The organism is Variovorax sp. CAN15 (assembly GCF_030462475.1).
Classification (GTDB): Bacteria; Pseudomonadota; Gammaproteobacteria; order Burkholderiales; family Burkholderiaceae_C; genus Variovorax.
Genome location: NZ_JASMRZ010000005.1, coordinates 66,749 through 88,376 on the forward strand (window position 1 = coordinate 66,749; position 21,628 = coordinate 88,376).

The 21,628-nt window shown below is 67.5% G+C and carries 20 protein-coding genes; 8 read left to right on the forward strand and 12 right to left on the reverse strand.

The features are described 5' to 3' along the window. Positions 1-11: 11 nt before the first annotated feature. From QMO14_RS06115 to QMO14_RS06165, 11 genes are all read right to left on the reverse strand, one after another. Positions 12-686: a TetR family transcriptional regulator C-terminal domain-containing protein gene (locus QMO14_RS06115; RefSeq protein WP_301505499.1), complete on the reverse strand. Its 675-nt coding sequence runs from the start codon at positions 684-686 to the stop codon at positions 12-14. After that, complete coding sequence (locus QMO14_RS06120) at positions 683-1,651, reverse strand: PDR/VanB family oxidoreductase (RefSeq protein ID WP_301505500.1); 969 nt, start codon at positions 1,649-1,651, stop codon at positions 683-685. Before QMO14_RS06120 ends, QMO14_RS06115 begins: the two co-directional genes overlap by 4 nt. Positions 1,652-1,688: 37 nt before the next feature. Further along, on the reverse strand, positions 1,689-2,279 hold the full coding sequence (locus tag QMO14_RS06125) for an NAD(P)H-dependent oxidoreductase (RefSeq protein ID WP_301505501.1): 591 nt from the start codon (positions 2,277-2,279) through the stop codon (positions 1,689-1,691). 156 nt (positions 2,280-2,435) lie between these two features. Next, positions 2,436-3,464: an ABC transporter substrate-binding protein gene (locus QMO14_RS06130; protein WP_301505502.1), complete on the reverse strand. Its 1,029-nt coding sequence runs from the start codon at positions 3,462-3,464 to the stop codon at positions 2,436-2,438. A gap of 183 nt (positions 3,465-3,647) precedes the next feature. Continuing rightward, a complete protein-coding gene (locus tag QMO14_RS06135; protein ID WP_301505503.1) occupies positions 3,648-5,030 on the reverse strand; it encodes an FAD-binding oxidoreductase in 1,383 nt (460 codons plus the stop codon). Between the two features lie 129 nt (positions 5,031-5,159). Beyond that, complete coding sequence (locus QMO14_RS06140; RefSeq protein WP_301505504.1) at positions 5,160-6,050, reverse strand: ABC transporter permease; 891 nt, start codon at positions 6,048-6,050, stop codon at positions 5,160-5,162. Next, the gene (locus tag QMO14_RS06145) at positions 6,028-6,837 is read right to left on the reverse strand and encodes an ABC transporter ATP-binding protein (protein WP_301505505.1); all 810 of its coding nucleotides are present in this window, start codon (positions 6,835-6,837) and stop codon (positions 6,028-6,030) included. Before QMO14_RS06145 ends, QMO14_RS06140 begins: the two co-directional genes overlap by 23 nt. Then, positions 6,834-7,655, reverse strand: a complete 822-nt coding sequence (locus tag QMO14_RS06150) for a creatininase family protein (RefSeq protein ID WP_301505506.1) — start codon at positions 7,653-7,655, stop codon at positions 6,834-6,836. Before QMO14_RS06150 ends, QMO14_RS06145 begins: the two co-directional genes overlap by 4 nt. Positions 7,656-7,816: 161 nt before the next feature. Continuing rightward, entirely contained in the window at positions 7,817-9,442 is a 1,626-nt protein-coding gene (locus QMO14_RS06155) for an MFS transporter (protein ID WP_301505507.1), read from the reverse strand. A 149-nt stretch (positions 9,443-9,591) separates the two neighbouring features. Continuing rightward, positions 9,592-10,362 carry an amino acid ABC transporter permease gene (locus QMO14_RS06160; protein WP_301505508.1) on the reverse strand — a complete coding sequence of 257 codons (771 nt, stop codon included), beginning with the start codon at positions 10,360-10,362 and terminating at the stop codon, positions 9,592-9,594. Between the two features lie 119 nt (positions 10,363-10,481). Beyond that, positions 10,482-11,246 carry a basic amino acid ABC transporter substrate-binding protein gene (locus tag QMO14_RS06165; protein WP_301505509.1) on the reverse strand — a complete coding sequence of 255 codons (765 nt, stop codon included), beginning with the start codon at positions 11,244-11,246 and terminating at the stop codon, positions 10,482-10,484. A gap of 321 nt (positions 11,247-11,567) precedes the next feature. Here QMO14_RS06165 and QMO14_RS06170 point away from each other — a divergent pair, with 321 nt between their 5' ends. The 4 genes from QMO14_RS06170 (at position 11,568) to QMO14_RS06185 (ending at position 13,546) form a co-directional block, all read left to right on the forward strand. Further along, complete coding sequence (locus QMO14_RS06170; protein ID WP_301505510.1) at positions 11,568-12,146, forward strand: hypothetical protein; 579 nt, start codon at positions 11,568-11,570, stop codon at positions 12,144-12,146. 13 nt (positions 12,147-12,159) lie between these two features. Continuing rightward, positions 12,160-12,702 (forward strand): ATP/GTP-binding protein, encoded by a 543-nt coding sequence (locus QMO14_RS06175; protein ID WP_301505511.1) that lies wholly within the window; start codon positions 12,160-12,162, stop codon positions 12,700-12,702. Further along, complete coding sequence (locus QMO14_RS06180; RefSeq protein WP_301505512.1) at positions 12,699-13,082, forward strand: roadblock/LC7 domain-containing protein; 384 nt, start codon at positions 12,699-12,701, stop codon at positions 13,080-13,082. The genes QMO14_RS06175 and QMO14_RS06180 overlap by 4 nt, the downstream gene beginning before the upstream one ends. A 104-nt stretch (positions 13,083-13,186) precedes the next feature. Beyond that, positions 13,187-13,546, forward strand: a complete 360-nt coding sequence (locus QMO14_RS06185; RefSeq protein WP_301505513.1) for a hypothetical protein — start codon at positions 13,187-13,189, stop codon at positions 13,544-13,546. A 76-nt stretch (positions 13,547-13,622) separates the two neighbouring features. Here the strand turns inward: QMO14_RS06185 and QMO14_RS06190 are convergent, their stop codons facing one another. Continuing rightward, complete coding sequence (locus tag QMO14_RS06190; RefSeq protein ID WP_301505514.1) at positions 13,623-14,132, reverse strand: Lrp/AsnC family transcriptional regulator; 510 nt, start codon at positions 14,130-14,132, stop codon at positions 13,623-13,625. A 175-nt stretch (positions 14,133-14,307) separates the two neighbouring features. Between QMO14_RS06190 and QMO14_RS06195 the strand changes: the two genes are divergently transcribed. The 4 genes from QMO14_RS06195 (at position 14,308) to secF (ending at position 21,489) form a co-directional block, all read left to right on the forward strand. After that, positions 14,308-17,919 carry an indolepyruvate ferredoxin oxidoreductase family protein gene (locus tag QMO14_RS06195; RefSeq protein ID WP_301505515.1) on the forward strand — a complete coding sequence of 1,204 codons (3,612 nt, stop codon included), beginning with the start codon at positions 14,308-14,310 and terminating at the stop codon, positions 17,917-17,919. A 300-nt stretch (positions 17,920-18,219) separates the two neighbouring features. Then, on the forward strand, positions 18,220-18,549 hold the full coding sequence (gene yajC / locus QMO14_RS06200; RefSeq protein WP_125950429.1) for a preprotein translocase subunit YajC: 330 nt from the start codon (positions 18,220-18,222) through the stop codon (positions 18,547-18,549). A 78-nt stretch (positions 18,550-18,627) separates the two neighbouring features. Then, a complete protein-coding gene (gene secD / locus QMO14_RS06205; RefSeq protein ID WP_301505516.1) occupies positions 18,628-20,511 on the forward strand; it encodes a protein translocase subunit SecD in 1,884 nt (627 codons plus the stop codon). A 24-nt stretch (positions 20,512-20,535) separates the two neighbouring features. Further along, entirely contained in the window at positions 20,536-21,489 is a 954-nt protein-coding gene (gene secF, locus QMO14_RS06210; protein WP_301505517.1) for a protein translocase subunit SecF, read from the forward strand. Positions 21,490-21,628 lie beyond the last annotated feature (139 nt).

Genomic DNA, 21,628 nt, shown 5'->3' on the forward strand with positions numbered 1-21,628 from the left:
AAGTCCTGTTCTTATCTGACGCCGGCGCCCTTGAGCAGGAACTCGGTCACCTGCTCGATCAGGTAGCGCCGGTCCTTGCCGTCCTTGTCCTGGCCCTGCTGGGCCGTGTCGCGGAAGTAGGCGGCCTGCGTGGCGTGGTCGGCGTAGAACTGCGTCACGGCCCAGATGTGGAACAGCACCAGCATCGGGTCGGCCTCGTCCATCAGGCCCTGGGTCATCCAGTTGCGGATCACGGCGGCGGCCTGGTCGGTGCGCTGCTTGCTCGTCTCCATCATGTCGTTGATGACCGGCGCACCGCGCAGCATCTCGGCGGTGAAGATGCGGGAGCGCAGCGGGTGCTCGAACGAGAACATCATCTTGCGGCGGATCAGGTCGCCCAGCACCTTGCGCGGGCCGAAGGCCTCGTCGCTGAAGCCGAACACCACGATCCAGTCGTTGAGGATGTCCTGCAGCACCTGGCGGTACAGCGCCTCCTTGCTGTCGATGTAGTAGTGCAGCTGCGCCTTCGACAGCCCCGCCTTGTCGGCGATGGCCTGCGTCGACGCGCCGGCCAGCCCCTCGCTCGCGAACACCTCGATGGCGGCCTGGTTGATGAGGCCGAGCACCTGCGTGTACTTGCGCGAGCGGCCGCGCGTGGCGGGCGCCTCGCCGTCGCTCTCTTCCGTGATCGCGGTGCGTGCATTCACAGCTGCAGTTCCAGTTCCAGCCCCTTGGCGCGCGAGCAGCACAGCGCCACCTTGTGGCGGCGCTCGCTGCCCGTGAGGCAGAAGTCGCGGTGCTCGGCGCCCTCGCCATCGCCCTCGACCACGCAGGTGCCGCACAGCCCTTGCTGGCACGACACCGGAATGTCGATGCCGACCTCGTGCAGCGCGTCGACGGCGGTCTGGTCGGCCGCCACCGGCACCGTGATGCCGCGCCTGGCGAGCCTGAGCGTGAAGGGCAGGCCGGCGGCCGCGCCCGCGTCGGTGGGCGCGGCGAAGTACTCGGCATGCAGCGCGTCTTCGGGCCAGTGCGCGGCGGCGTCGCGCACCGCCTGCATGAAGCCGCCGGGGCCGCACACGTACAGATGCGTGCCGGGAGCGTGCCCTGCCAGCAGCGAACGCAGGTCGATGCGCTGGGAAGAGGCATCGCCCTGGTCGAGATGCAGGCGCAGGTGCGGCGCCAGCGCAGGCATGCGCAGCGCGTCGGCGAAAGCCAGGTGCTCCTCGCTGCGCGCGAACACGCACAGCGTGAAGGCCGCGCCGCGCGCCGCGAGCGCCTGCGCCATCGCCAGCAGCGGCGTCATGCCGATGCCGCCGGCCAGCAGCAGGTGATGCGTGGCCTCCTCGCGCAGCGGGAAGGTGTTGCGCGGCGCGCTGATCGGCAGCAGGTCGCCCTCGCGTACGCGCTCGTGCATCGAGGCCGAGCCGCCGCGACTCGACAGCTCGCGCTTCACGCCGATCACGTAGCGCCCCGCGTTCGCGGCCGATGGCGCGCGCGCCAGCGAGTACTGGCGCGAGAAGCCGCCGGGCATGTGCACGTCGATGTGCGCGCCGGCCTCGTAGGAAGGCAGCGGCCGGCCCCACGGGTGGGCCAGCTCGAAGGCCAGGATTTCCGGCGTCTGGCGCGAGATGCGTTCGACGCGGACGGTGAGCGTGCGTTCGAGGCTCATGGTGTTGTGTCTCCCTCTGGAGTCGGTGGCTCTTGCGCTAGATGCTGCCCAGCTTGCGCGAGACGCGTTCGATGAAATGGGTGCGGTCGCTCGCGGTGACGGCGTTCATGTCGTGCAGCTGCAGCCAGGTCACCTTGCAGCGCCACGCGAAGAGTGCGCGCAGCGCCCGCGTGAAGAGCCGCCTGCCCGGATCGCCGATGGCCATCACGAACCAGCGCGGCGAGCCGCCGGTGGTCACCACCGTGAGCCGCCGGATGTGCCGCATGCCCGACTTCGCGAGCTGCCCCTTGCGTTCCGCCGGCAGGAAGGCCACGCCCGGCAGCCACACCCGTTCGAGCCAGCCCTTGAGCATCGACGGCGGCCCGTGGAACCAGGTGGGAAACACGAACACCAGGTGCTCGGCCCACAGCAGCGCTTCGACGTGGGGTTTCACACGTTCGCGTATCAGGGCGGGGTTGTCGAGGTAGGCGATGCGCTCTTCGCATGTCAGCGTGGGGTCGAAGCCCTCGGCGTACAGGTCGATGGCCTTGACGGGATGTCGCGGCTGGAGCGCCTCGAGGGCGGTGCGGTAGAGCGCGTGGTTGAAACTGTCAGGGTTCGGATGGCAGTGGACGACTAGCGTTTTCATGGTTGAGGGCCGGTTCGCCCGGCGGTTGTTGGCCGCCGGCGAGACGGGGTCAGAGCCCAGGGGGTGAAAGGCCGCGCGGTGCCTTATGGCAACCCAGGCGCCGGCATCTGACCCCGGCGCAAGCCCCGCGCGACCCGCGGGAAAAAATCGGTGTGCCTACTTGCCCGTGAGCTTCTTGCGCACGTCGATGCCGACGCCCTTGTTCACGAACTGCGTGGTGACCACCTTCGACAGGTCGACCTCGCCGGGCTTGTACAGGCCGGCCTTGACCATCTTGTCGTAGAAGTCCTTCACGCGGGCCTCGTCCATCGCGCCGATGCCCTTGGTGAGCGATTCGCCGCTGTCGACGATGCCCATCTTCTTCATCAGCTCGATGGAGCCCTGCGAGGAGGCCACGGGCGAGTCGGGGTTGATCCTGGCGATCATCTCGTTGGCGGCCTTGTTGTCGCCGTAGAGGTAGTTGTTCCAGCCGATGATCGATGCCTCGACGAACTTGCGCACCGTCTCGGGCCTGGTCTTCACCATGTCGGCGCGCGTCTCGATGGTGGTCGAGTAGGTCGAGAAGCCGTTGTCGGCCAGGAGCTGCACCACCGGGTCGAAGCCGGCCTGCGCCTTGATCGACAGCGGCTCGGAGATGGCGTAGCCCTGCTGGATCGACTTCTTGTCGGCCAGGAACGGGCCCACGTTGAAGGTGTAGGGCTTGAGCTGCGAGTCCTTGAAGCCGTGCTCCGACTTCATCCACTGCCAGAAGCTGAACTGGCCGTCCTTGCCGATGAAGGCCACGGGCGCCTTGGTCATGTCCTTGAAGGTGTCGAACCCCTGGCCGGGGTGCGCGAACATGGCCTGCGGGTCCTTCTGGAAGAAGGCGGCCACCACCACGGTGGGTACGCCGTTCTTCACGTTGTCGAAGGACTGCAGCAGGTTGCCGGTCATCAGGAAGTCGACCTTGCCGGCCGGCAGCATCGGCCGGTTGTTGACCATCGGGCCGCCCTGCTGGATGTCGACGTCGAGGCCGTACTTCTTGTAGGTGCCGTCCACCAGCGCCTGGTAGAAGCCGCCGTGGCCGGCCTGCGCCTTCCAGTTGGTGGCGAACACCACTTTTTCCTGCGCCTGCACGGCGAAGGCGGCGGCAGCGAGCGCTATGCCGAGGGCAAGCGGACGGATGGTCAGAGCGGGAACGCGCATGGCAGTGGACTCCTGGGTTGAATGCGAGATGAGATTTTCGTGTTGGTCGAGGGGTTTTTTTCGGGGCGCGTGCGCAGGCCGTCGGGTACTCCCCTCCGCGAATGTCCCCCGTCGGCGTGAGCGCGCCCTGAACAGCAACGCTCAGAAGACCACCCACGACGAGCGAAAAGCCAAGGTTTCATTTCAGCGCTCGACAGCCATGCCGGCAGTCCAGCCGCGCGTCTTGCCCGGGTTCATCAGGCCCATCGGGTCGCTGCGCTTCTTGAACTCGATCTGCTGCGTGTCGATGGTCTTCATGCCGCCGTCCTCGATGGTCACGACGTGCGGGTTGAAGATCACGCAGCCGCCCTGCGACTCGATCTCCCGGATCACCTCGTACTGGTGCGCCTCGCCCTTCCAGCGCACCAGCAGGATGCCGAAGGTGCCGCACTCGCCATTGGCGCGCGCGAAGTCCTGGTGCTGCAGCACGTCGCCGCCGAAGATTTCGAGGTGCCGCTCGACCACCGCCGGATCGAAGGGCTGGGCGTAGGCCACCTGCAGGTAGGTCCAGCTGCGGTCGGCCTTCAGTGCCTGCAGCGTGGTGTGGTTGAAGGCGCACTCATAGGCGGGCGGCAGCCCTTCGGCGAGCAGCTCGGCCTCGGTGCCGGCCACCGAGATCGTGCCGCCCTGTGCGTCGGCGAGCGCGCGGAACTCGGCCATCGATTCGGGCGAGACCATCGCGAACACCGCGTGCCGGTCGGCGGGGAAGCGGTCGCGCATGGCGGTGTAGTAGGGCGAGAAGCGCGCCTCCACCGTCGAGAGCAGGAAGATGTCGAGCGAGGGCGCCTGCGCGGCGATGCCGAAGTCGAGCGCGCCGCGGTATGTGTCGAACAGCACCGTGCAATGCACCCAGTCGACGGCCGGGCTCAGCGCCACTTCCACGTCGAGGATCACGCCGTTGGTGCCGTAGGCGTGGTGCACCTGCTGGATCTCGTCGCCGTGCAGTTCGATGACGCGCGGCTCGCGCTCCACCGTCATCACGCGCGCGCGCAGCAGGTTGCCGGGGTCGCGCAGGATGCCGTGGCGGAACGAGCCGATGCCGCCGAAGCCGCCCGCGATGAAGCCGCCGATGGAGGCCACGTGCCAGGTCGAGGGCCACATGCGCAGCGCCTGCCCGGTCTCGCGCGCGGCGAGGTCGATGTCGTGCATGCGCGCGCCGGCCTCCACGCGGATGCTGCCCTCGCGGATGTCGAGCACGCGGCACATCTGCGTCACGTCGAGCACGATGCCGCCTTCCAGCGGCACGCACTGGCCGTAGTTGCCGGTGCCGCCCGCGCGCACCGTGAGCGGCAGCTTCCACTTCGCGGCCACGGCCGCGGCCTGGCGCACGTCGTCCTCGGTGCCGACCTTCACCACCAGGTCGGCCACGCAGCCCGCGAGCTGCGCGGTGAGGATGGGGCTGTACCAGTAGAAGTCCTTCGACAGCTGCTTGCGCTGGCCCGGCGCGGTGATCACGTTGAGGCCGCGCAGGTCCTCGCGCACGGCGTTCCAGTCGACGTTTGCAGGGGAAACGTGTTCGGAGCTCATCGGCGCTCCGTCAAGGGGGACTCTTCGCAAGGGAACACCGCGGAACCGGCTTTGCCGGGCCGCAGGTGTTGCCCCCGGTAGGGGGTTGGCGAAGCGACACGAAGTGCGCGCAGCCTGGGGGCGAGCCAACTACCTTTCACGGCGCATCTCGCTTTCGTGCCAGTGGCCCAACACCAGACGCGACAGTGCCGCGAACACGATGAAGATCACGATGCCCAGCAAGGACACCAGCAGCAGCGCCGCGAACATCATCGGAATCTCGGTGCGGAAGCTCGATTCGAGGATGCGCGAGGCCAGCCCCGTTTCCTTGCCCGCCGTGCCGGCCGTGAACTCGGCCACCACCGCGCCGATCAGGCTCAGCCCGCCCGCGATCTTCAGGCCCGCCATGAAGTAGGGCAGCGCGCTGGGCGCCAGCAGGTAGCGGAAGGTCTGCCAGGGCGAGGCCTTGTAGAGCTGGAACAGGTCGCGCAGGTTGCTGTCGGCGCTCTTCAGGCCGATGACTGTGTTCGACAGGATCGGGAAGAAGGCCACGATCCATGCGCACAGCAGCAGGGCCGCCGTGGTGCTCGACACGTAGATCAGGATCAGCGGCGCGATCGCGATGATCGGCGTCACCTGCAGGATCACGGCGATGGGGAACAGGCCGATCTCCACCCATTTGAACAGCGCGAAGGCGATCGCCAGCAGCACGCCGCCCACGATGGCCGCGACCAGCGCCAGCAGCGTGAGCTTCACCGTGAACCACAGCGCGCTCGACAGTGAATCCCAGTTGTCGAACAGCGTGCGGATGATGAGCGAGGGCGCGGGCAGGATGTAGTGCGGGATGTTGTTGGCGCGAACCGTCCATTCCCACGCCAGCAGCAGCAGCGCGACGATGGCCGCGGGCACCACGATGCGCAGCAACGACTCGCGCCGGCGCAGACGGTCTTCGTGCGCGCGCAGCGAAGCCTCGGAGGGCGCGGCGCCGGCATCCGCGAGAGGGCCGGCTGCGTTGGTCTCAGTGATCGATGTCGACGCCATGCAGGGCTCCATGCAGCGATTGCGACACCGCGGTGCAGTGTGCGTTGTAGCGGGTCGAGGTGCGGAAGTCTTCGCCGCGCGGATAGGGCTCGTCGATGCGGATCTCGTCGATCACGCGGCCGGGCCGCGCCGCCATCACCACGATGCGGTTCGACAGATACACCGACTCGTACACGCTGTGCGTGACGAACACCACCGAGAAGCGGTGCTCGCGCCAGATGGCCAGCAGGTCGTTGTTGAGCTTGATGCGCGTCATCTCGTCGAGCGCGGCGAAGGGCTCGTCCATCAGCAGCAGGCGCGGGTGCGTGACCAGCGCGCGGGCGATCGACACGCGCATCTTCATGCCGCCCGAGAGCTCGCGCGGATACACGTCGGCGAAGCGCGAGAGGCCGACCATCTCCAGCGCCTGCTTCACCACCGGCGCGGCGGCGTCGCGGCTGGTGCCGGCGAGCTTGAGCGGCAGCCAGACGTTGTCGAACACCTTGGCCCAGGGCATGAGCGTGGGTTCCTGGAACACGAAGCCCAGGTCGCGGTCGGTCTTGCCGTTCTTGTGGGTGGCGGCACTGCTCCAGTGCATGTCGCCCGAACTCAGGCGCGTGAGCCCCGCGATGAGGCGCAGCGCGGTGCTCTTGCCGCAGCCCGAGGGGCCGAGGAAGCTGATGAAGTCGTGCTCGCCGATGTCCAGCGTCATGCCCTGCAGCGCGAGCGTGCCGTTGGCGAAGCGCTTGCTGACGTTGCGCAGGCTGACCAGCGGCGCGCCGGCAGCGGTGGTGGCGTCGGCGCTCATTTCCAGGCGGGCTGGTTGGCCAGGCGCGAGAGCGGGAAGCGGTCGACCTCCTGCAGCAGTTCGACGAAGCGGCGGCCCACGTGGTCGAGCACGGCCGCGCCTTTCTCGGCGGTGGCGCGCGTGGCGTCGCCGGCGGCGCCTGCCGGGTTGATGTCGTGCATCTGCCAGCCGAGCTTGCCGCTGGGCGTGATCGAGAGGAATTTGTTCTCGGCGGCCAGCTGCTCGGTCATGGAGCTGAAGTTGCGGAACTGGTCGCGGCGCACGTAGTCGGGCGTGAGGTGCAGCATCACCGAGCTCTCGAGATCGCCGGCGTGGATGCCGTGCTTGCCTTCATGCGCGGTGAACAGGCCCTCCGGCAGGCCCAGCGTGTACCAGTTGGCGGCCACGACCATCATGCCGTGCTCCTCGCGCAGGTCGCGCGCGACGATGTCCATCACGCTCATCTGGCCGCCGTGGCTGTTGTAGAGCACCAGCTTGCGCACGCCGGCTTTGGCGACGCAGGCGCCGATGTCCTTCCACATCGAGATCAGCGTGTTTGCCGACACGGTGAGCGTGCCGGGGTAGCGCGAATGCTCGTTGCTCTTGCCGTAGGGCACGGTGGGCAGGAACAGCGCCGGCAGGTCGTCGGGCAGGTGCGGCAGCGTGGCGCGCACCATGCCGTCGATGGTGGCGGTGTCGGTCGACATCGGCAGATGCGGGCCGTGCTGCTCGGTGGCGCCCACCGGCAGCACGGCGATGAGCCGTTCGCGGTCGAGGCGGGAGAACTCTTCGCTGGTCAGGTCGGACCAGAAGCGGCTGCGCAGGGGCGGCGGATTCATCGTGGGTGTACCTCGTGGCGCCGGGCGTGGCGGTGGCTTAAATTATCCATACGGTCAAAAAAGATGGGCTATCCGTGGATACCCGACGAATTTCGCCATGCAAGTGGCGTGCCATCAAATTTGCCCAATTGGTATGAAATAGCCGTCGCGCGAGCGCCGGCTCAGCGCCGCACGATGTAGCGCGTGATGACCGGCGACGACTCGCCGATGTGGAAAGCGAGCCGCCGTTCGCGCAGCGCCATGTCGCTGGCCGTCGCGCGGTTGAAGCGGCGCAGGTGGTCGGTCCAGGTCTCGTCGACGATCTGTTCCACGTAGCGCTCGGGCTGCGCGATGTCGTGCAGCAGCTCCCAGCCGATGGCGCCCTGGCTCAGGCGCGCGCGGCGCGTCTGCTGCATCACGAGGTGAAAGGCGGCGGCGCGCGACGGCTCGATGAGGTATTCGACGGTGATCACCACGCGGCCGTTTTCCTCCGGTGCCTGCGTCGGCGGACCGACGGCCCAGCCGGCCTGCGCGGGGCTGGTGTCGTCCTCGCCGCTCAGGTCGGTCACCCAGCGCAGCGCCGCGAGCATCAGCAGCGTGCCGCTGACGGCCGCCACGCACAGGCTCTCGACCAGCGAGGTGACGGTGGCCACCTGCCCCCAGATGGCCGCGCCGATCGCGCTCGCGCCCATGATCGCCATCTGGTACATCGACATGCCGCGCGCGCGCACCCAGTCGGGCAGCGCGAGCTGGGCCGACACCGAGAGCGAGTTGGCCACCGTGATCCACGCCATGCCGCCGAAGAACATCGCCGGCACCGCGATCCACGCATTGGGCGCGAAGGCCATCACCGCCGTGGCGCCCGACTGCAGCAGCGTGCCGCGCAGCACCAGCTGGTCGCGCCCCATCGCCTGGCGCAGCCGCGGCAGGAACAGCACCGCGACGATCGCGCCCGCGCCCATGGCCGCCAGCAGCAGCGTGAAGGTGCCCGCGCCGCCGCCCTGGAGGTTGCGCGCCAGCAGGGGCAGCAGCGCCAGCAGCGCGGTCGAGTGGAAGAAGAAGATCGAGATGCGCGTGAGCACCGCGCGCATGCGCTGCGACTGCCGCACGAACTGCACGCCCACGCGCATTGCGCTGATGAGCTTCTCGCGGCCCAGCGGGTTGGGCGTGTGCTCGCGCCGCCAGCGCAGCACCACGAAGCCCGAGGCCACCGACAGCACCGCGTTCAGCGCGAACACCCAGATGCTGCCCGCGCTCGCGATCAGCATGCCGGCGGTGAGCGGGCCCACGATGCGCGACGCGTTCATCGCGATGCCGTTCAGGCCCAGCGCTGCCGGCAGCTGCGTGCGCGGCACCAGCTCGGGCACGATGGCCGCGAATACCGGCCAGCGCAGTGCCAGCCCGATGCCGTTGGCGAAAGTCAGCGCCAGCAGCAGCGGCGCGGTCATGAGGTCGAGCGCCAACGCGGCGCACAGCACGATGGCGGTGCCGGCCAGCCAGAACTGCGTGGCCACCAGCCAGCGCCGGCGGTCGAGGATGTCGGCCAGCGCGCCGCTGGGCAGGCCCAGAAGGAACACCGGCAGCGTGGAGGCCGACTGCACCAGCGCCACCCAGATCGGCGAAGAAGTGAGCGTGGTCATCATCCACGCGGCGGCCACATCGTTCATCCACATGCAGATGTTGGCGACGAGCCATGTGCTCCACAGCATGCGGAACACGGGGAGCTGAAGGGGCACGAGCGCCGCGAACTTCGTCGGCTGCGGCCTCGCTGGCGGGATGGGTGTCTCTTCGGGGGATATGGGCGGCATGTGGCGCTATTTTGGCCCCGGCGCCAGCAGGTCCCGCGATCCTGTCATCGCGCGAACACCGAGGAACCGGCTTCGCCGGGCCTCGGGTGTTGCCCCCTGCAAGGGGGAAGGCGTGCGCGACACGAAGTGCGCGAAGCCTGGGGGTGTGCCTACGTCCTTTCGCTGCGGGCCAGGCGGTGTTCGAGGCGGCGCAGCAGGGTGGTGAGGATCAGCGTCATGACCCAGTAGATGACCGAGATCGCGAGGTACGGCTCCCAGTAGCGCGCATAGGCGCCGGCCACGGTGCGCGCGGCATACGCCAGCTCGGCCAGGCCGATGGCGGAGACGAGGGATGTGTCCTTCAGCAGCGCGATCGCGTTGTTGCCCAGCGGCGGCAGCATGCGGCGGAAGGCCTGCGGCAGCACCACGTAGCGCATCACCTGCGCGGGCGAGAAGCCCAGCGAACGGCCCGCGTCGAACTGGCCGCGCGAGATCGACTGGATGCCCGCGCGGAAAACTTCCGAGATGTAGGCCGCCGAGTTGAGCGTGAGCGCCACCACGCCCGAGATGAGTGCGCCGTGCTCCTGCTTGAGCGTGCGCGCCAGTTCGCCGTCGATCAGGATGCCCGAGGTCGGGTGGATGAACACCGGCATCACCGCGAAGTGGATCAAGAGGATCTGCACGAACAGCGGCGTACCCCGGAAGAAGCTCACGTACACCGTGGCCGGCCAGCGCAGGAAGAAGCGTGCCACCCAGGTCCATGGCGCGTGGCGCGGGTGCGCCAGCCGCGCGAGCGCGAGGCACAGGCCCCAGCTCGCGCCCAGCAGCACGCAGACCACCGTCATGCGCAGCGTCATCCATGCGCCCTGCCAGAACAGGTCCTTGTACTCAACGAGGATGTCCCATCGGAACCATCCAAACAGCAGGATCGGTTGTTCCATCTATTGCTCTCCCCCAGGCTGCGCGCACTTCGTGTCGCTTCTCCAACCCCCTGCCGGGGGCAATACCAGCGGCCCGGCTGAGCCGGCTCCGCGGTATTCCTGGCCTATGCCGTGCAGGTTCATCGGACGTTCGGGTCCTTGTTGAACCACTTCTTGTAGATCGTCACGTAGCTGCCGTCGGCGCGGATGGCGGCGAGGCCGGCCGTGAGCTTGTCCAGAAGCGGCTTGTCGCCCTTCTTCACGACGATGCCGAAGCCTTCTTCGGGAAAGGACTTGTCGTCCAGCGTCTTCAGATCGGGGTTCTGCGCCACGCGATAGGCGATCACGCCGTTGTCGCCCATGGCGGCATCGACGCCGCCGCCGGCCAGCTCGGAAATGATGAGCGGCGTGCTCTCGAAGCGCCGGATGTCCGGGTTGGTCTTGCCGAACTCGCGCGAGGCGATGTCGTCGGCGGTGGAGGCGCTGACCACGGCGATCTTCTTGCCGGCCAGGTCCTTCAGCGATGCGACCTTGCTGTTCTTCGGCAGCGCGATCAGCTGGCGGGCCGCGAAGTACGGCGGGGTGAAGTCGTAGCTCTGCTTGCGCTTCTCGTTGATGGTGACGCCCGAGATCACGAGGTCGACGTCGCCGTTGTTCAGCGCGCCGAAGATGCCGGTGAAGGGTGTGTTGACGACCTTGATCTTCAGGCCTTGCTGCCTGGCGATGGCGTTGATGATGTCGATGTCGAAGCCGACGATCTGCTTGTCCTTGTTCTCGAAGGCGAAGGGCGCGTAGGTGGCGCTGGAAGCCACGATCAGCTCGCGGTTCTGGGCCTGGACACCCAGCGAGAAGGCTGCGCTGGCGGAAAGAAGAACGAGCGACAGGGCGCGCCGGATGCGGTTCATGGAGTATCTCCGGGGGAAATGGCGGACATGGCCGCCCAAGAAGGGCAAAGGTGCGGGATTTTAGGCTCCGGCCGCGGGGCGCCTGCCGCGCCGCAGCCGGCATGGGTGTGGCGTCGAGACCCTCCCGGTTAACAAATGATGTGGATTTCTTCTCGATGCCTGCCCCAATTTCAGGCGTCGGACCGATTTGGAATACGCAAATAGTTAACAAGACTAACAATGGCGAACATTTGAAAACAAGCAATCAGGGAAGAAGGTATGTCTCTCGTACTGGGTGTCATGGGGCTCCCTCAGGTTGAGGTCGAGCTCCTGAGAATCATCGTGCGCCTCAGCTCCAATCTCCGTTCGCGCTGGACCGTCAGCGAATCGCGATCCTGCGACCTGCTGCTGATGGACGGCGATTTCCCCGCTTCCGAATGGCAGGCGCTCAGGGCGCGCTTCGTCGTGCCTGTGGTGACCCGCGGCGATGCCGCCGCCAGGAGCGCCAGCCGCGCGCTCGCGCGGCCCATCTATGCCGAGGAGCTGGTGGAGCTGCTCAACGAGGTCGGGCCGGGCACAGCGTCCGCCGAAGCCGCGCGTGCCGCCGTGCGCCCGCCCGGCATGCGTGCCTCGCTGGTGCGCTGGCCCTCGCAGGCGACGCTGCGGCGCCATCCGGCCTTCGTGCGGCTTGCCGCCGCGCTTTCCAGGAGCATGCAATCGGCCGAGAGCCTCAGCGTGCTCGGCCGCGTGGACGTCGAGGTGTGCAGCACTTTTCTCGGCCTGCTCGACGGCGAAGGCGCCCTGGCGTGGGCCGAGCAGGCGCCTGCGCCTTCCGCGTCCCGCGCGTCCGCCGGCGGCGATGCCGCGCGGAGCAAGCGGGGCCTGCTCGCGCGCATCCGCCAGCGCCTCGGGCTGGCCTGAACGGAGCACGGCCATGAGGGACTACAAGCTCGTCTTCACGGGCCCGATGGGCGTGGGCAAGACCACGGCCATCGCCGCCATCAGCGAAACACCACCGGTCAGCACCGAGGTCGCCAATGCCGACGCCTCTGTCGCCAAGGCCACCACCACCGTCGGGCTCGACTTCGGCCAGGTCACGCTGGACAACGGCGACCGCCTGCGCCTGTACGGCACGCCGGGGCAGGCCCGCTTCGACTTCATGTGGAAGATCCTGGTGCGCGACGCGCTGGGCTTCGCCATCCTCATCGACAACAGCCGGCCAGACCCGCTCGCCGACATGGCGGCCTACCTCGACGGCTTCGCGGGCGCGCTCGAGAAGATGCCTTGTGCGATCGGCGTCAGCCGGCTGCCCACCCATCCCTTTCCCACGCTCGACGACTATGCGCACGCACTGGCGGCGCGCGGGCTGGTGCTGCCGGTGATGGCGACCGATCCGCGCCGCAGGGACGACGTCGTCGCGCTGATCGAGACGCTGCTGATGCAGATAGAGGCGCTCGACGAAGAGATCGCGCCATGAGGATTCCCCACGAAATCAAGCTGCGCGCCGCGGCCGAGGTGCTGCGCGTGCTGGAAGACGTGAACGGCATCGCCTGCGTGGTCATCGCCACGCCGGACGGCTTCGAGATCGCCAGCGCCAGCCAGCGCCACTTCGAGCCCGCGCGCATCGCCGCGATGGCGAGTTCGATCTCCGCCATTGGCGCCGTCGTGTCGCAGGAGGCGCGGCTGGGCCGCTGCACCTGCATCACGGTGGCCACCGACAAGGGATTCGCGCTCGTCAGCCCGGTGCGCAACGGCGAGACCGAACTGGTGGTGAACGTCATCGCAGACGCCAATGCGGTGCTGGCGCAGGTGATGTACCGGACCGCCGCCTGCGTGCGTGTGCTCGAGGCGCCCTGAGCAGCCTGCGGAAAACAACATCGGGCGGGGGCGGTTTGCATGCGACGCCCCCGCTTCATCCCTTCATTCGCATGACTTGAACCGAACCACAGGAAATCATTGAAATGGCCTCGATCCAGAACAGCCTCGAAAACCTCCTGACCGCCGACGGCGCCCTGTGCGCAGCCGTGGTCGACTCCGCCAGCGGCATGATGCTGGGCGCCATCGGCTCCGGTGTCGATCTCGAAGTGGCGGCCGCCGGGAACACCGAGGTGGTGCGCGCCAAGCTCAAGACGATGCGCGCGCTCGGCCTGAACGACGCCATCGAGGACATCCTGATCACCCTCGGCAAGCAGTACCACCTTCTGCGCCCCATGGCTCAGAAAGAAGGCGTGTTCATCTACTTCGTGCTGGACAAGTCCAAGTCGAACCTGGCGCTGGCCCGCCGCAAGCTGCAGGACGTCGAGAAGGAAATGGCCTTCTGAGCTTCCGGGCAGAAGGCCGTCACCCGCCCACGGGCGGATCGCCGGGCCGGCTCCCTTGCGGGGGGCCGGCCTTTCTTCATTCCATCCCCTGGGCCGTGCGCGCGCGGGTGCCTCCGCCCAGGTGCGCCAGCGGCAGCGCACTGCTGGCTTTCACCTCGCCCAGCGAGAAGCTGGTGTGCAGGTCCTTCACGTTCGGCAGGTTCATCAGGTGCTGGCGCGCGAAGGCCGAGAAGCTGTCGAGGTCCTGGGCCACCACCTGCAGCTCGAAGGTGCCGGTGCCGCTGATGTAGTGGCAGGCGATCACGTCGGGCAGCTTGCGGATCGCGTCCTCCAGCCGTCGCGTGGCCTCGTGGGTGACGCGCTCGGTATCGACCCGCACGAAGGCGAGCACGCCCAGGCCGATCTTGTGGCGGTCGATCTCGGCGTGGTAGCCCTTGATGAAGCCGGCTTCCTCCAGCGCGCGCACCCGGCGCCAGCAGGGCGCGGCCGACAGGCCCACGCGCTGCGCAAGCTCGGCGTTGGTAAGGCGTCCGTCGGCCTGCAGTTCTTGCAGGATTGCGAGGTCGAACTTGTCAATGCTTTCCATAAGTGCCGATGTTAAGCAAGATTCTTTCTGGAAGCTCGTTTTTCCGGGCAAAGAACGCAAACACCTGTCGCGGACCCCGGCATACACTTTGCGTGATCATGGGCTCGTGCCCTACCCGGGCACAGACCCAGAAACAGCCAGGCCCACGAGGCCCTGCCAAACGGAGACAAACGACATGAATGCACCGCTACCCGCGCACATTCGCAAGGCCCTCGAAACCGTCACGCTGGACGACAAATACTCCCTCGACTACGGCCGCGCATTCATGAGCGGCGTGCAAGCCCTGGTGAAGCTGCCCATGCTGCAGCGGCTGCGGGACCAGCAGGCCGGCAAGAACACCGCCGGCTTCATCAGCGGCTATCGCGGCTCCCCGCTCGGCGGCTACGACCAGGCGCTGTGGAAGGCCAGCAAGTTCCTCAAAGAGCAGAACATCGTCTTCCAGCCCGGCGTGAACGAAGAGCTGGCCGCCACCGCGCTATGGGGCACCCAGCAACTGGGCTTCTCCCCGCAGGGCACCAACAAGTTCGACGGCGTCTTCGGCATCTGGTACGGCAAGGGCCCGGGCGTGGACCGCTGCTCGGACGTCTTCAAGCACGCCAACATGGCCGGCACCACCGAGTTCGGCGGCGTGATCGCGGTGGCGGGCGACGACCACATCTCCAAGAGCTCCACCGCCGCTCACCAGAGCGACCACATCTTCAAGGCCTGCGGCACGCCGGTGTTCTTCCCGGCGAACGTGCAGGAAATCCTCGACCTGGGCATCCACGCCTTCGCCATGAGCCGCTTCTCGGGCGTGTGGTCGGGCATGAAGACGATCCAGGAGATCGTCGAGTCGAGCGCCACGGCCATGATCGACCCCGAGCGCGTGGAGATCGTCATTCCCACCGACTTCGAGATGCCGCCCGGCGGCCTGCACATCCGCTGGCCCGACCATGCGCTGGAGCAGGAAGCCCGGCTCATGCACTACAAGTGGTACGCCGCGCTGGCCTACATCCGCGCCAACCGGCTCAACCACAACGTGATCGAGGGCCCCAACGACCGCTTCGGCATCATGGCCAGCGGCAAGGCCTACAACGACACCCGCCAGGCGCTCATCGACCTGGGCCTGGACGACGCGGCCTGCCGCCAGCTCGGCATCCGCCTGCACAAGGTGGGCGTGGTGTGGCCGCTGGAGGCGCAGCTCACGCGCCAGTTCGCCACCGGCCTGCAAGAAATTCTGGTGGTCGAGGAGAAGCGCCAGGTCATCGAATACCAGCTCAAGGAAGAGCTCTACAACTGGCGCCCCGACGTGCGGCCCAACGTGGTCGGCAAGTTCGACGAGGGCGAGGTGCACGCGGCCGAGGGCTACTCGGGCGGTGAATGGTCGATGCCCAACCCGACCTCGCACACGCTGCTGCGCGCCAACGCCGACCTGAACCCGGCGCTCATCGCCAAGGCCATCGCCACGCGCCTGAAGAAGACCGGCCTGCTGGCCGCCGCCGGCGCCGACATGGCCGCGCGCATCGACGCGCAGCTCGCCATCCTCGAAGCCAAGGAGCGTTCGATGGTGGTGCAGCAGGCTTCCACCAGCGTGGTCGACGCCACGCGCCAGCCCTGGTTCTGCTCGGGCTGCCCGCACAACACCAGCACCGTGGTGCCCGAGGGCTCGCGCGCGATGGGCGGCATCGGCTGCCACTTCATGGCGACCTGGATGGACCGCTCCACCATCGGCTTCACGCAGATGGGCGGCGAGGGCGTGCCATGGGTGGGCCAGCAGCCCTTCACCACAGACCAGCACATCTTTGCGAACCTGGGCGACGGCACGTATTTCCACAGCGGCCTGCTCGCCATCCGCCAGAGCATCGCGGCTGGTGTGAACATCACCTACAAGATCCTCTACAACGACGCGGTCGCCATGACCGGCGGCCAGCAGGTCGGCGAACGGCCCGAAGGCCACTCGGTGCTGCAGATTGCCGAGAGCCTGCATGCCGAGGGCGCGGTGAAGGTCGTCATCGTCACCGACGAGCCCGAGAAGTACGAGGGCGTGAACATCCCCGGCGACCACGTGCAGGTCAAGCACCGCGACCTGCTCGACGACGTGCAGCGCGAGTTCCGCAAGATCGCGGGCACCACGGCCATCATCTACGACCAGACCTGCGCCACCGAGAAGCGCCGCCGCCGCAAGCGCGGCACGGCCGTCGATCCGGCCAAGCGCGTGGTCATCAACGAGCTGGTCTGCGAAGGCTGCGGCGACTGCAGCGTGCAGAGCAACTGCCTGAGCGTGGAGCCGCTGGAGACCGAGTTCGGCCGCAAGCGCACCATCAACCAGAGCAGCTGCAACAAGGACATGAGCTGCCTGAAGGGCTTCTGCCCGAGCTTCGTGACGGTCGAGGGCGGCCAGCTCAAGAAGAAGGGCAAGAACAAGGCGGCCACGCCGGCCGAGTTCGGCCTGCTGCCCGAGCCCTCGATTCCGTCGCTGGCCGGCGGCAGGGTGTGGGGCGTGGTGGTGGCGGGCGTCGGCGGCACCGGCGTCATCACCATCGGCCAGCTGCTGGGCATGGCGGCGCACATCGAGGCCAAGGGCATCGTCACGCAAGATGCCGCCGGCCTTGCGCAGAAGGGCGGCGCCACCTGGAGCCACGTGCTCATCGGCGATACGCAGGACGACATCCGCACCACGCGTGTGGGCACGGCGGCGGCCGACCTGATCCTGGCCTGCGATCCGCTGGTCACCGTGAACTCCGAGACCATGGCGCGCATGCGCGAAGGGCGCACGCACGTGGCGCTCAACAGCCACAGCGCGCCGACGGCGGCCTTCGTGCGCAACGCCAACTGGAAGAACCCCGAGGAAGCCTGCGCCGCCGAGATCGCGCGCGCCGTGGGCGTGGACGGCGTGGGCAGCTTCGACGCCGACGCCACCGCGACCACGCTGATGGGCGACACCATCTACGTCAACCCGATGATCCTGGGCTACGCCTGGCAGAAGGGCTGGATCCCGCTGGCGCACGAGTCGCTGATGCGCGCCATCGAACTGAACGCCGTGGCCGTCGAGAACAACAAGGCCGCCTTCGAATGGGGCCGCCAGGCAGCGGTGCGGCCGGAAGAACTGCAAAAGCGCGTGCGCCCGGGCCAGGTCATCGAGTTCAAGAAGCGCGAGTCGGTCGAGAGCATCGTCGCGCGCCGCGCGGAGTTCCTCACCGGCTACCAGAACGCCGCCTACGCCGACGAATACAAGCGCTTCGTGGGCAAGGTGCAGCAGGCCGAGTCGTCCGTGGGCAAGAGCACCGCGCTGTCCGAAGCGGTGGCGCGGTATCTTTTCAAGCTGATGGCGTACAAGGATGAGTACGAAGTCGCCCGCCTGCACACCGACCGCACTTTCCTCGACCGCGTCGAGGGCATGTTCGAAGGCGACTACAAGCTCAACTACCACCTGGCGCCGCCGATCATCGCGAGGAAGAACGCCAAGGGGCAGCTGCAGAAGCAGAAGTTCGGCCCCTGGATGCTGACCGGCTTCAGGTTCCTCGCGAAGCTCAAGGGCCTGCGCGGCACGGCGCTCGACGTCTTCGGGCGCACCGAGGAGCGCCGCACCGAGCGCGCGCTGATCGGCGAGTACCGCGCCAGCATCGAGGAAGTGATCGGCGCGCTGCGCGCCGACAACCACGCGCTGGCACTGGAGATCGCCAGCCTGCCCGAGCAGATCCGCGGCTACGGCCACGTGAAGGACCGCAACCTGGCGGCTGCCCGCACCCGCTGGAGCGAGCTGATGGCCAGGTGGCGCAACCCGCAGGGGCAGCGCGCGGCGGCCTGATCTTCAGGGCCGCTTCAGGACCGGCCGACCATGCAAAGAGCGCCCATCGGGCGCTCTTTGCTATTGAAACGGGAGCAGAACGACGGCTTCCCGGGCAGCCGGAAAGCCCTCCCCGCCGCGCCGGATAAGGGCTCCGGGCCGCCATCCGCGCCGAATACAATGCCCGGTGCTGTGCGCGGCCAGGCCCCGCCGCGCTTTGACTTGCGGTCCGCATCCCTCGCGACCGCGAAGCCCAAGGAACCGCGGGCGTGACCCGCGCTCCCGCCGCTTTCTTTCCTTTTCCCTCTGCTGGAGACTCTCTTGTTCATTTCCTCTGCTTTCGCCCAGACCGCGCCCGCCGCAGGCGGCGGCGACATGATGTCCTCGCTCGGCAGCATGCTGCCCCTGGTGCTGATGTTCGTGGTGCTGTATTTCGTCATGATCCGGCCCCAGATGAAGCGCCAGAAGGAAGCCCGCGCCATGATCGAGGCCCTGGCCAAGGGCGACGAAGTCGCCACCGCCGGCGGCGTGCTCGGCAAGATCACCTCGCTGGGTGACCAGTACCTCGGCCTCGAAATCGCCAACGGCGTCGAGATCAAGATCCAGCGCAGCGCCGTTGTGCAGGTCCTGCCCAAGGGCGCCGTCAAATAAAAGCGTGAGCTGACCTTGCGCCTTCGGGCGCGGGGCCCCAATTCACGCCGTGTTCCGTTTCAGAAAAAGCGCTTTCTCATGAACCGTTACCCGGTCTGGAAGTACGCGATCATCGTGGTCGTGCTGCTCGTGGGGCTCATCTACGCCCTCCCCAATTTCTTCGGTGAGGCGCCTGCTGTGCAGGTGTCGGCAGCCAAGTCGACCGTCAAGATCGACGCGTCGACCCAGGCCAGGGTGGAGGGGCTGCTCAAGGCGGCAGGCCTCACGCCCGACCTGCTGACCCTCGATCCCACCGCGGTGCGGGTTCGCTTCGCAACCCCTGACGACCAGATCAAGGCGCGCGACACGCTGCAGCAAGCGCTGGTGCCCGACGCGGACGACGCCTCCTACACGGTGGCGCTGAACCTCGTGTCGCGCTCGCCCTCGTGGCTGACGGCGCTGCACGCCTTCCCGATGTACCTGGGCCTCGACCTGCGCGGCGGCGTCGACTTCCTGCTGCAGGTCGACATGCGAGGCGTGCTCGACAAGAAGGCCGAGTCCTTCGCCGGCGACATCCGCACGGGCCTGCGCGAGAAGAAGGTGCGCGGCAGCGCCGTGAACCGCAATGGCCAGACCGTCGAGATCACGCTGCGCGATGCCGACAGCGTCGATATCGCCCGGCGCCTGATCCAGGACCAGATGCCCGACCTGAGCACCGTCGAGACCCAGCAGGGCAGCGAATGGCGCATCGTGGCCAGCATCAAGCCCGAGGCCGCGCGCCGCTTCCAGGACGCGGCGCTCAAGCAGAACGTGACCACGCTGCACAACCGGATCAACGAACTCGGCGTGGCCGAGCCCGTGATCCAGCAGCAGGGCATCGACCGCATCGTCGTGCAGCTGCCCGGCATGCAGGACCCGGCCCAGGCCAAGCGCATCATCGGCCGCACCGCCACGCTCGAGATGCGCCTGGTGGACGAAAGCGCCGAGGGCCGCGCCGCCGAACTGAGCGGCGGCCCCGTGCCCTTCGGCTCGGAGAAATTCCTCGACCGCCAGGGCCGTCCGGTGATCGTGAAGAAGCAGGTGCTCGTCACCGGCGAGAACCTCACCGACGCGCAGCCCGGCTTCGACCAGCAGAGCAATCAGCCCAAGGTCGACCTGACCATGGACTCCAAGGGCGGCACCATCATGCGTGACGTCAGCCGCGAGAACTACAAGAAGCGCATGGCCATGCTGATCTTCGAGAAGGGCAAGGGCGAAGTGCTCACGGCTCCCTCGATCAACGGCGAGCTTGGCAACCGCTTCCAGATCTCCGGCTCGATGAGCGTGGCGGAGGCCAACGACCTCGCGCTGCTGCTGCGCGCCGGCTCGCTGGCCGCGCCGATGGAAATCATCCAGGAGCGCACCATCGGCCCGACGCAGGGCGCCGAGAACATCAAGAAGGGCTTCGACAGCGTGATGTACGGCTTCGCCGCGATCATGGTGTTCATGTGCATCTACTACGCGCTGTTCGGCCTGTTCTCGTCGATCGCGCTGGCCGTCAACCTGCTGCTGCTGGTGGCCATTCTTTCCATCCTGCAGGCCACGCTCACGCTGCCGGGCATCGCGGCCATGGCGCTGGCCATCGGCGTGGCCATCGACTCCAACGTGCTGATCAACGAGCGGGTGCGCGAGGAACTGCGCAACGGGGCGTCGCCGCAGGCGGCGATCCACGCGGGCTACGAACGCGCCTGGGGCACGATCCTGGACTCCAACGTGACCACGCTGATCGCGGGTATCGCGCTGCTGGCCTTCGGCTCGGGCCCGGTGCGCGGCTTCGCGGTGGTGCACTGCATCGGCATCGTCACCTCGATGTTCTCGGCGGTGTTCTTCTCGCGCGGTCTCGTCAACTTCTGGTACGGCCAGAAGAAGAAGCTCAAGTCGGTTTCCATCGGCACGGTGTGGCGCCCCTCGACCGACGGTACGGCCGTGGCCGAAACCAAGTAAGACGCAGAAGAAAGACGCACAGCCATGGAATTCTTCCGCATCCACAAGACCATCCCGTTCATGCGCCACGCGCTGGTGCTGAACATCGTTTCCGTCGTCACCTTCCTGCTGGCGGTGTTCTTCCTTTTCCACCGCGGGCTGCACCTGTCGGTGGAGTTCACCGGCGGCACGGTGATGGAAGTCGCCTACAACCAGTCGGCCGACGTCGGCAAGGTCCGCGAAATCGTCGGCAAGCTGGGCTACACCGAAGTGCAGGTGCAGAGCTTCGGCAAGTCGGTGCAGATCCGCCTGCCGGTGAAGAAGGGCGCGACCTCCGCCCAGCAGAGCGCCGAGGTGATGGACTCGCTGAAGGCCGCCGACCCGTCGGTCGAGCTGCGCAGCAACGAATTCGTCGGCCCGCAGGTCGGCGACGAGCTCACCACCAACGGCCTGAAGGCGCTGGGCATGGTGGTCGTCGGCATCATGATCTACCTGGCGCTGCGCTTCGAATGGAAGTTCGCGCTGGCGACCGTGCTGGCGAACCTGCACGACGTGGTGATCATCCTGGGCTTCTTCGCCTTCTTCCAGTGGGAGTTCTCGCTGGCGGTGCTGGCGGCGGTGCTTGCGGTGCTGGGCTATTCGGTGAACGAGTCGGTCGTGATCTTCGACCGCATCCGCGAGAACTTCCGCCGCTACCGCAAGATGTCGACCGTCGAGATCATCGACAACGCGATCACCTCGACCATCAGCCGGACCATCATCACCCACGGTTCCACCCAGCTGGTGGTGCTGTCGATGTTCTTCTTCGGCGGCCCGACGCTGCACTACTTCGCTCTGGCGCTGACCATCGGCATCTGCTTCGGCATCTATTCGTCGGCCTTCGTGGCGGCGGCCATCGCCATGTGGCTCGGCGTGAAGCGCGAGGATCTGGTCAAGGGCGGCCCGACCAAGCGCGACGGCGGCTCCGGGGACGACCCGAATGCCGGCGCTGTCGTCTGACGGATACTCCAGGGTTCGGCAATCCAGGGCTGCGGCGGCGCAAACCGGCGTCGCGGCTCGCATGCAACGCCGGGCAATCTCCGCACTTGTGCGGCAGCCCGTCCCGATGCAAGCTCCGGTTGTCGCCGACGAACCGACC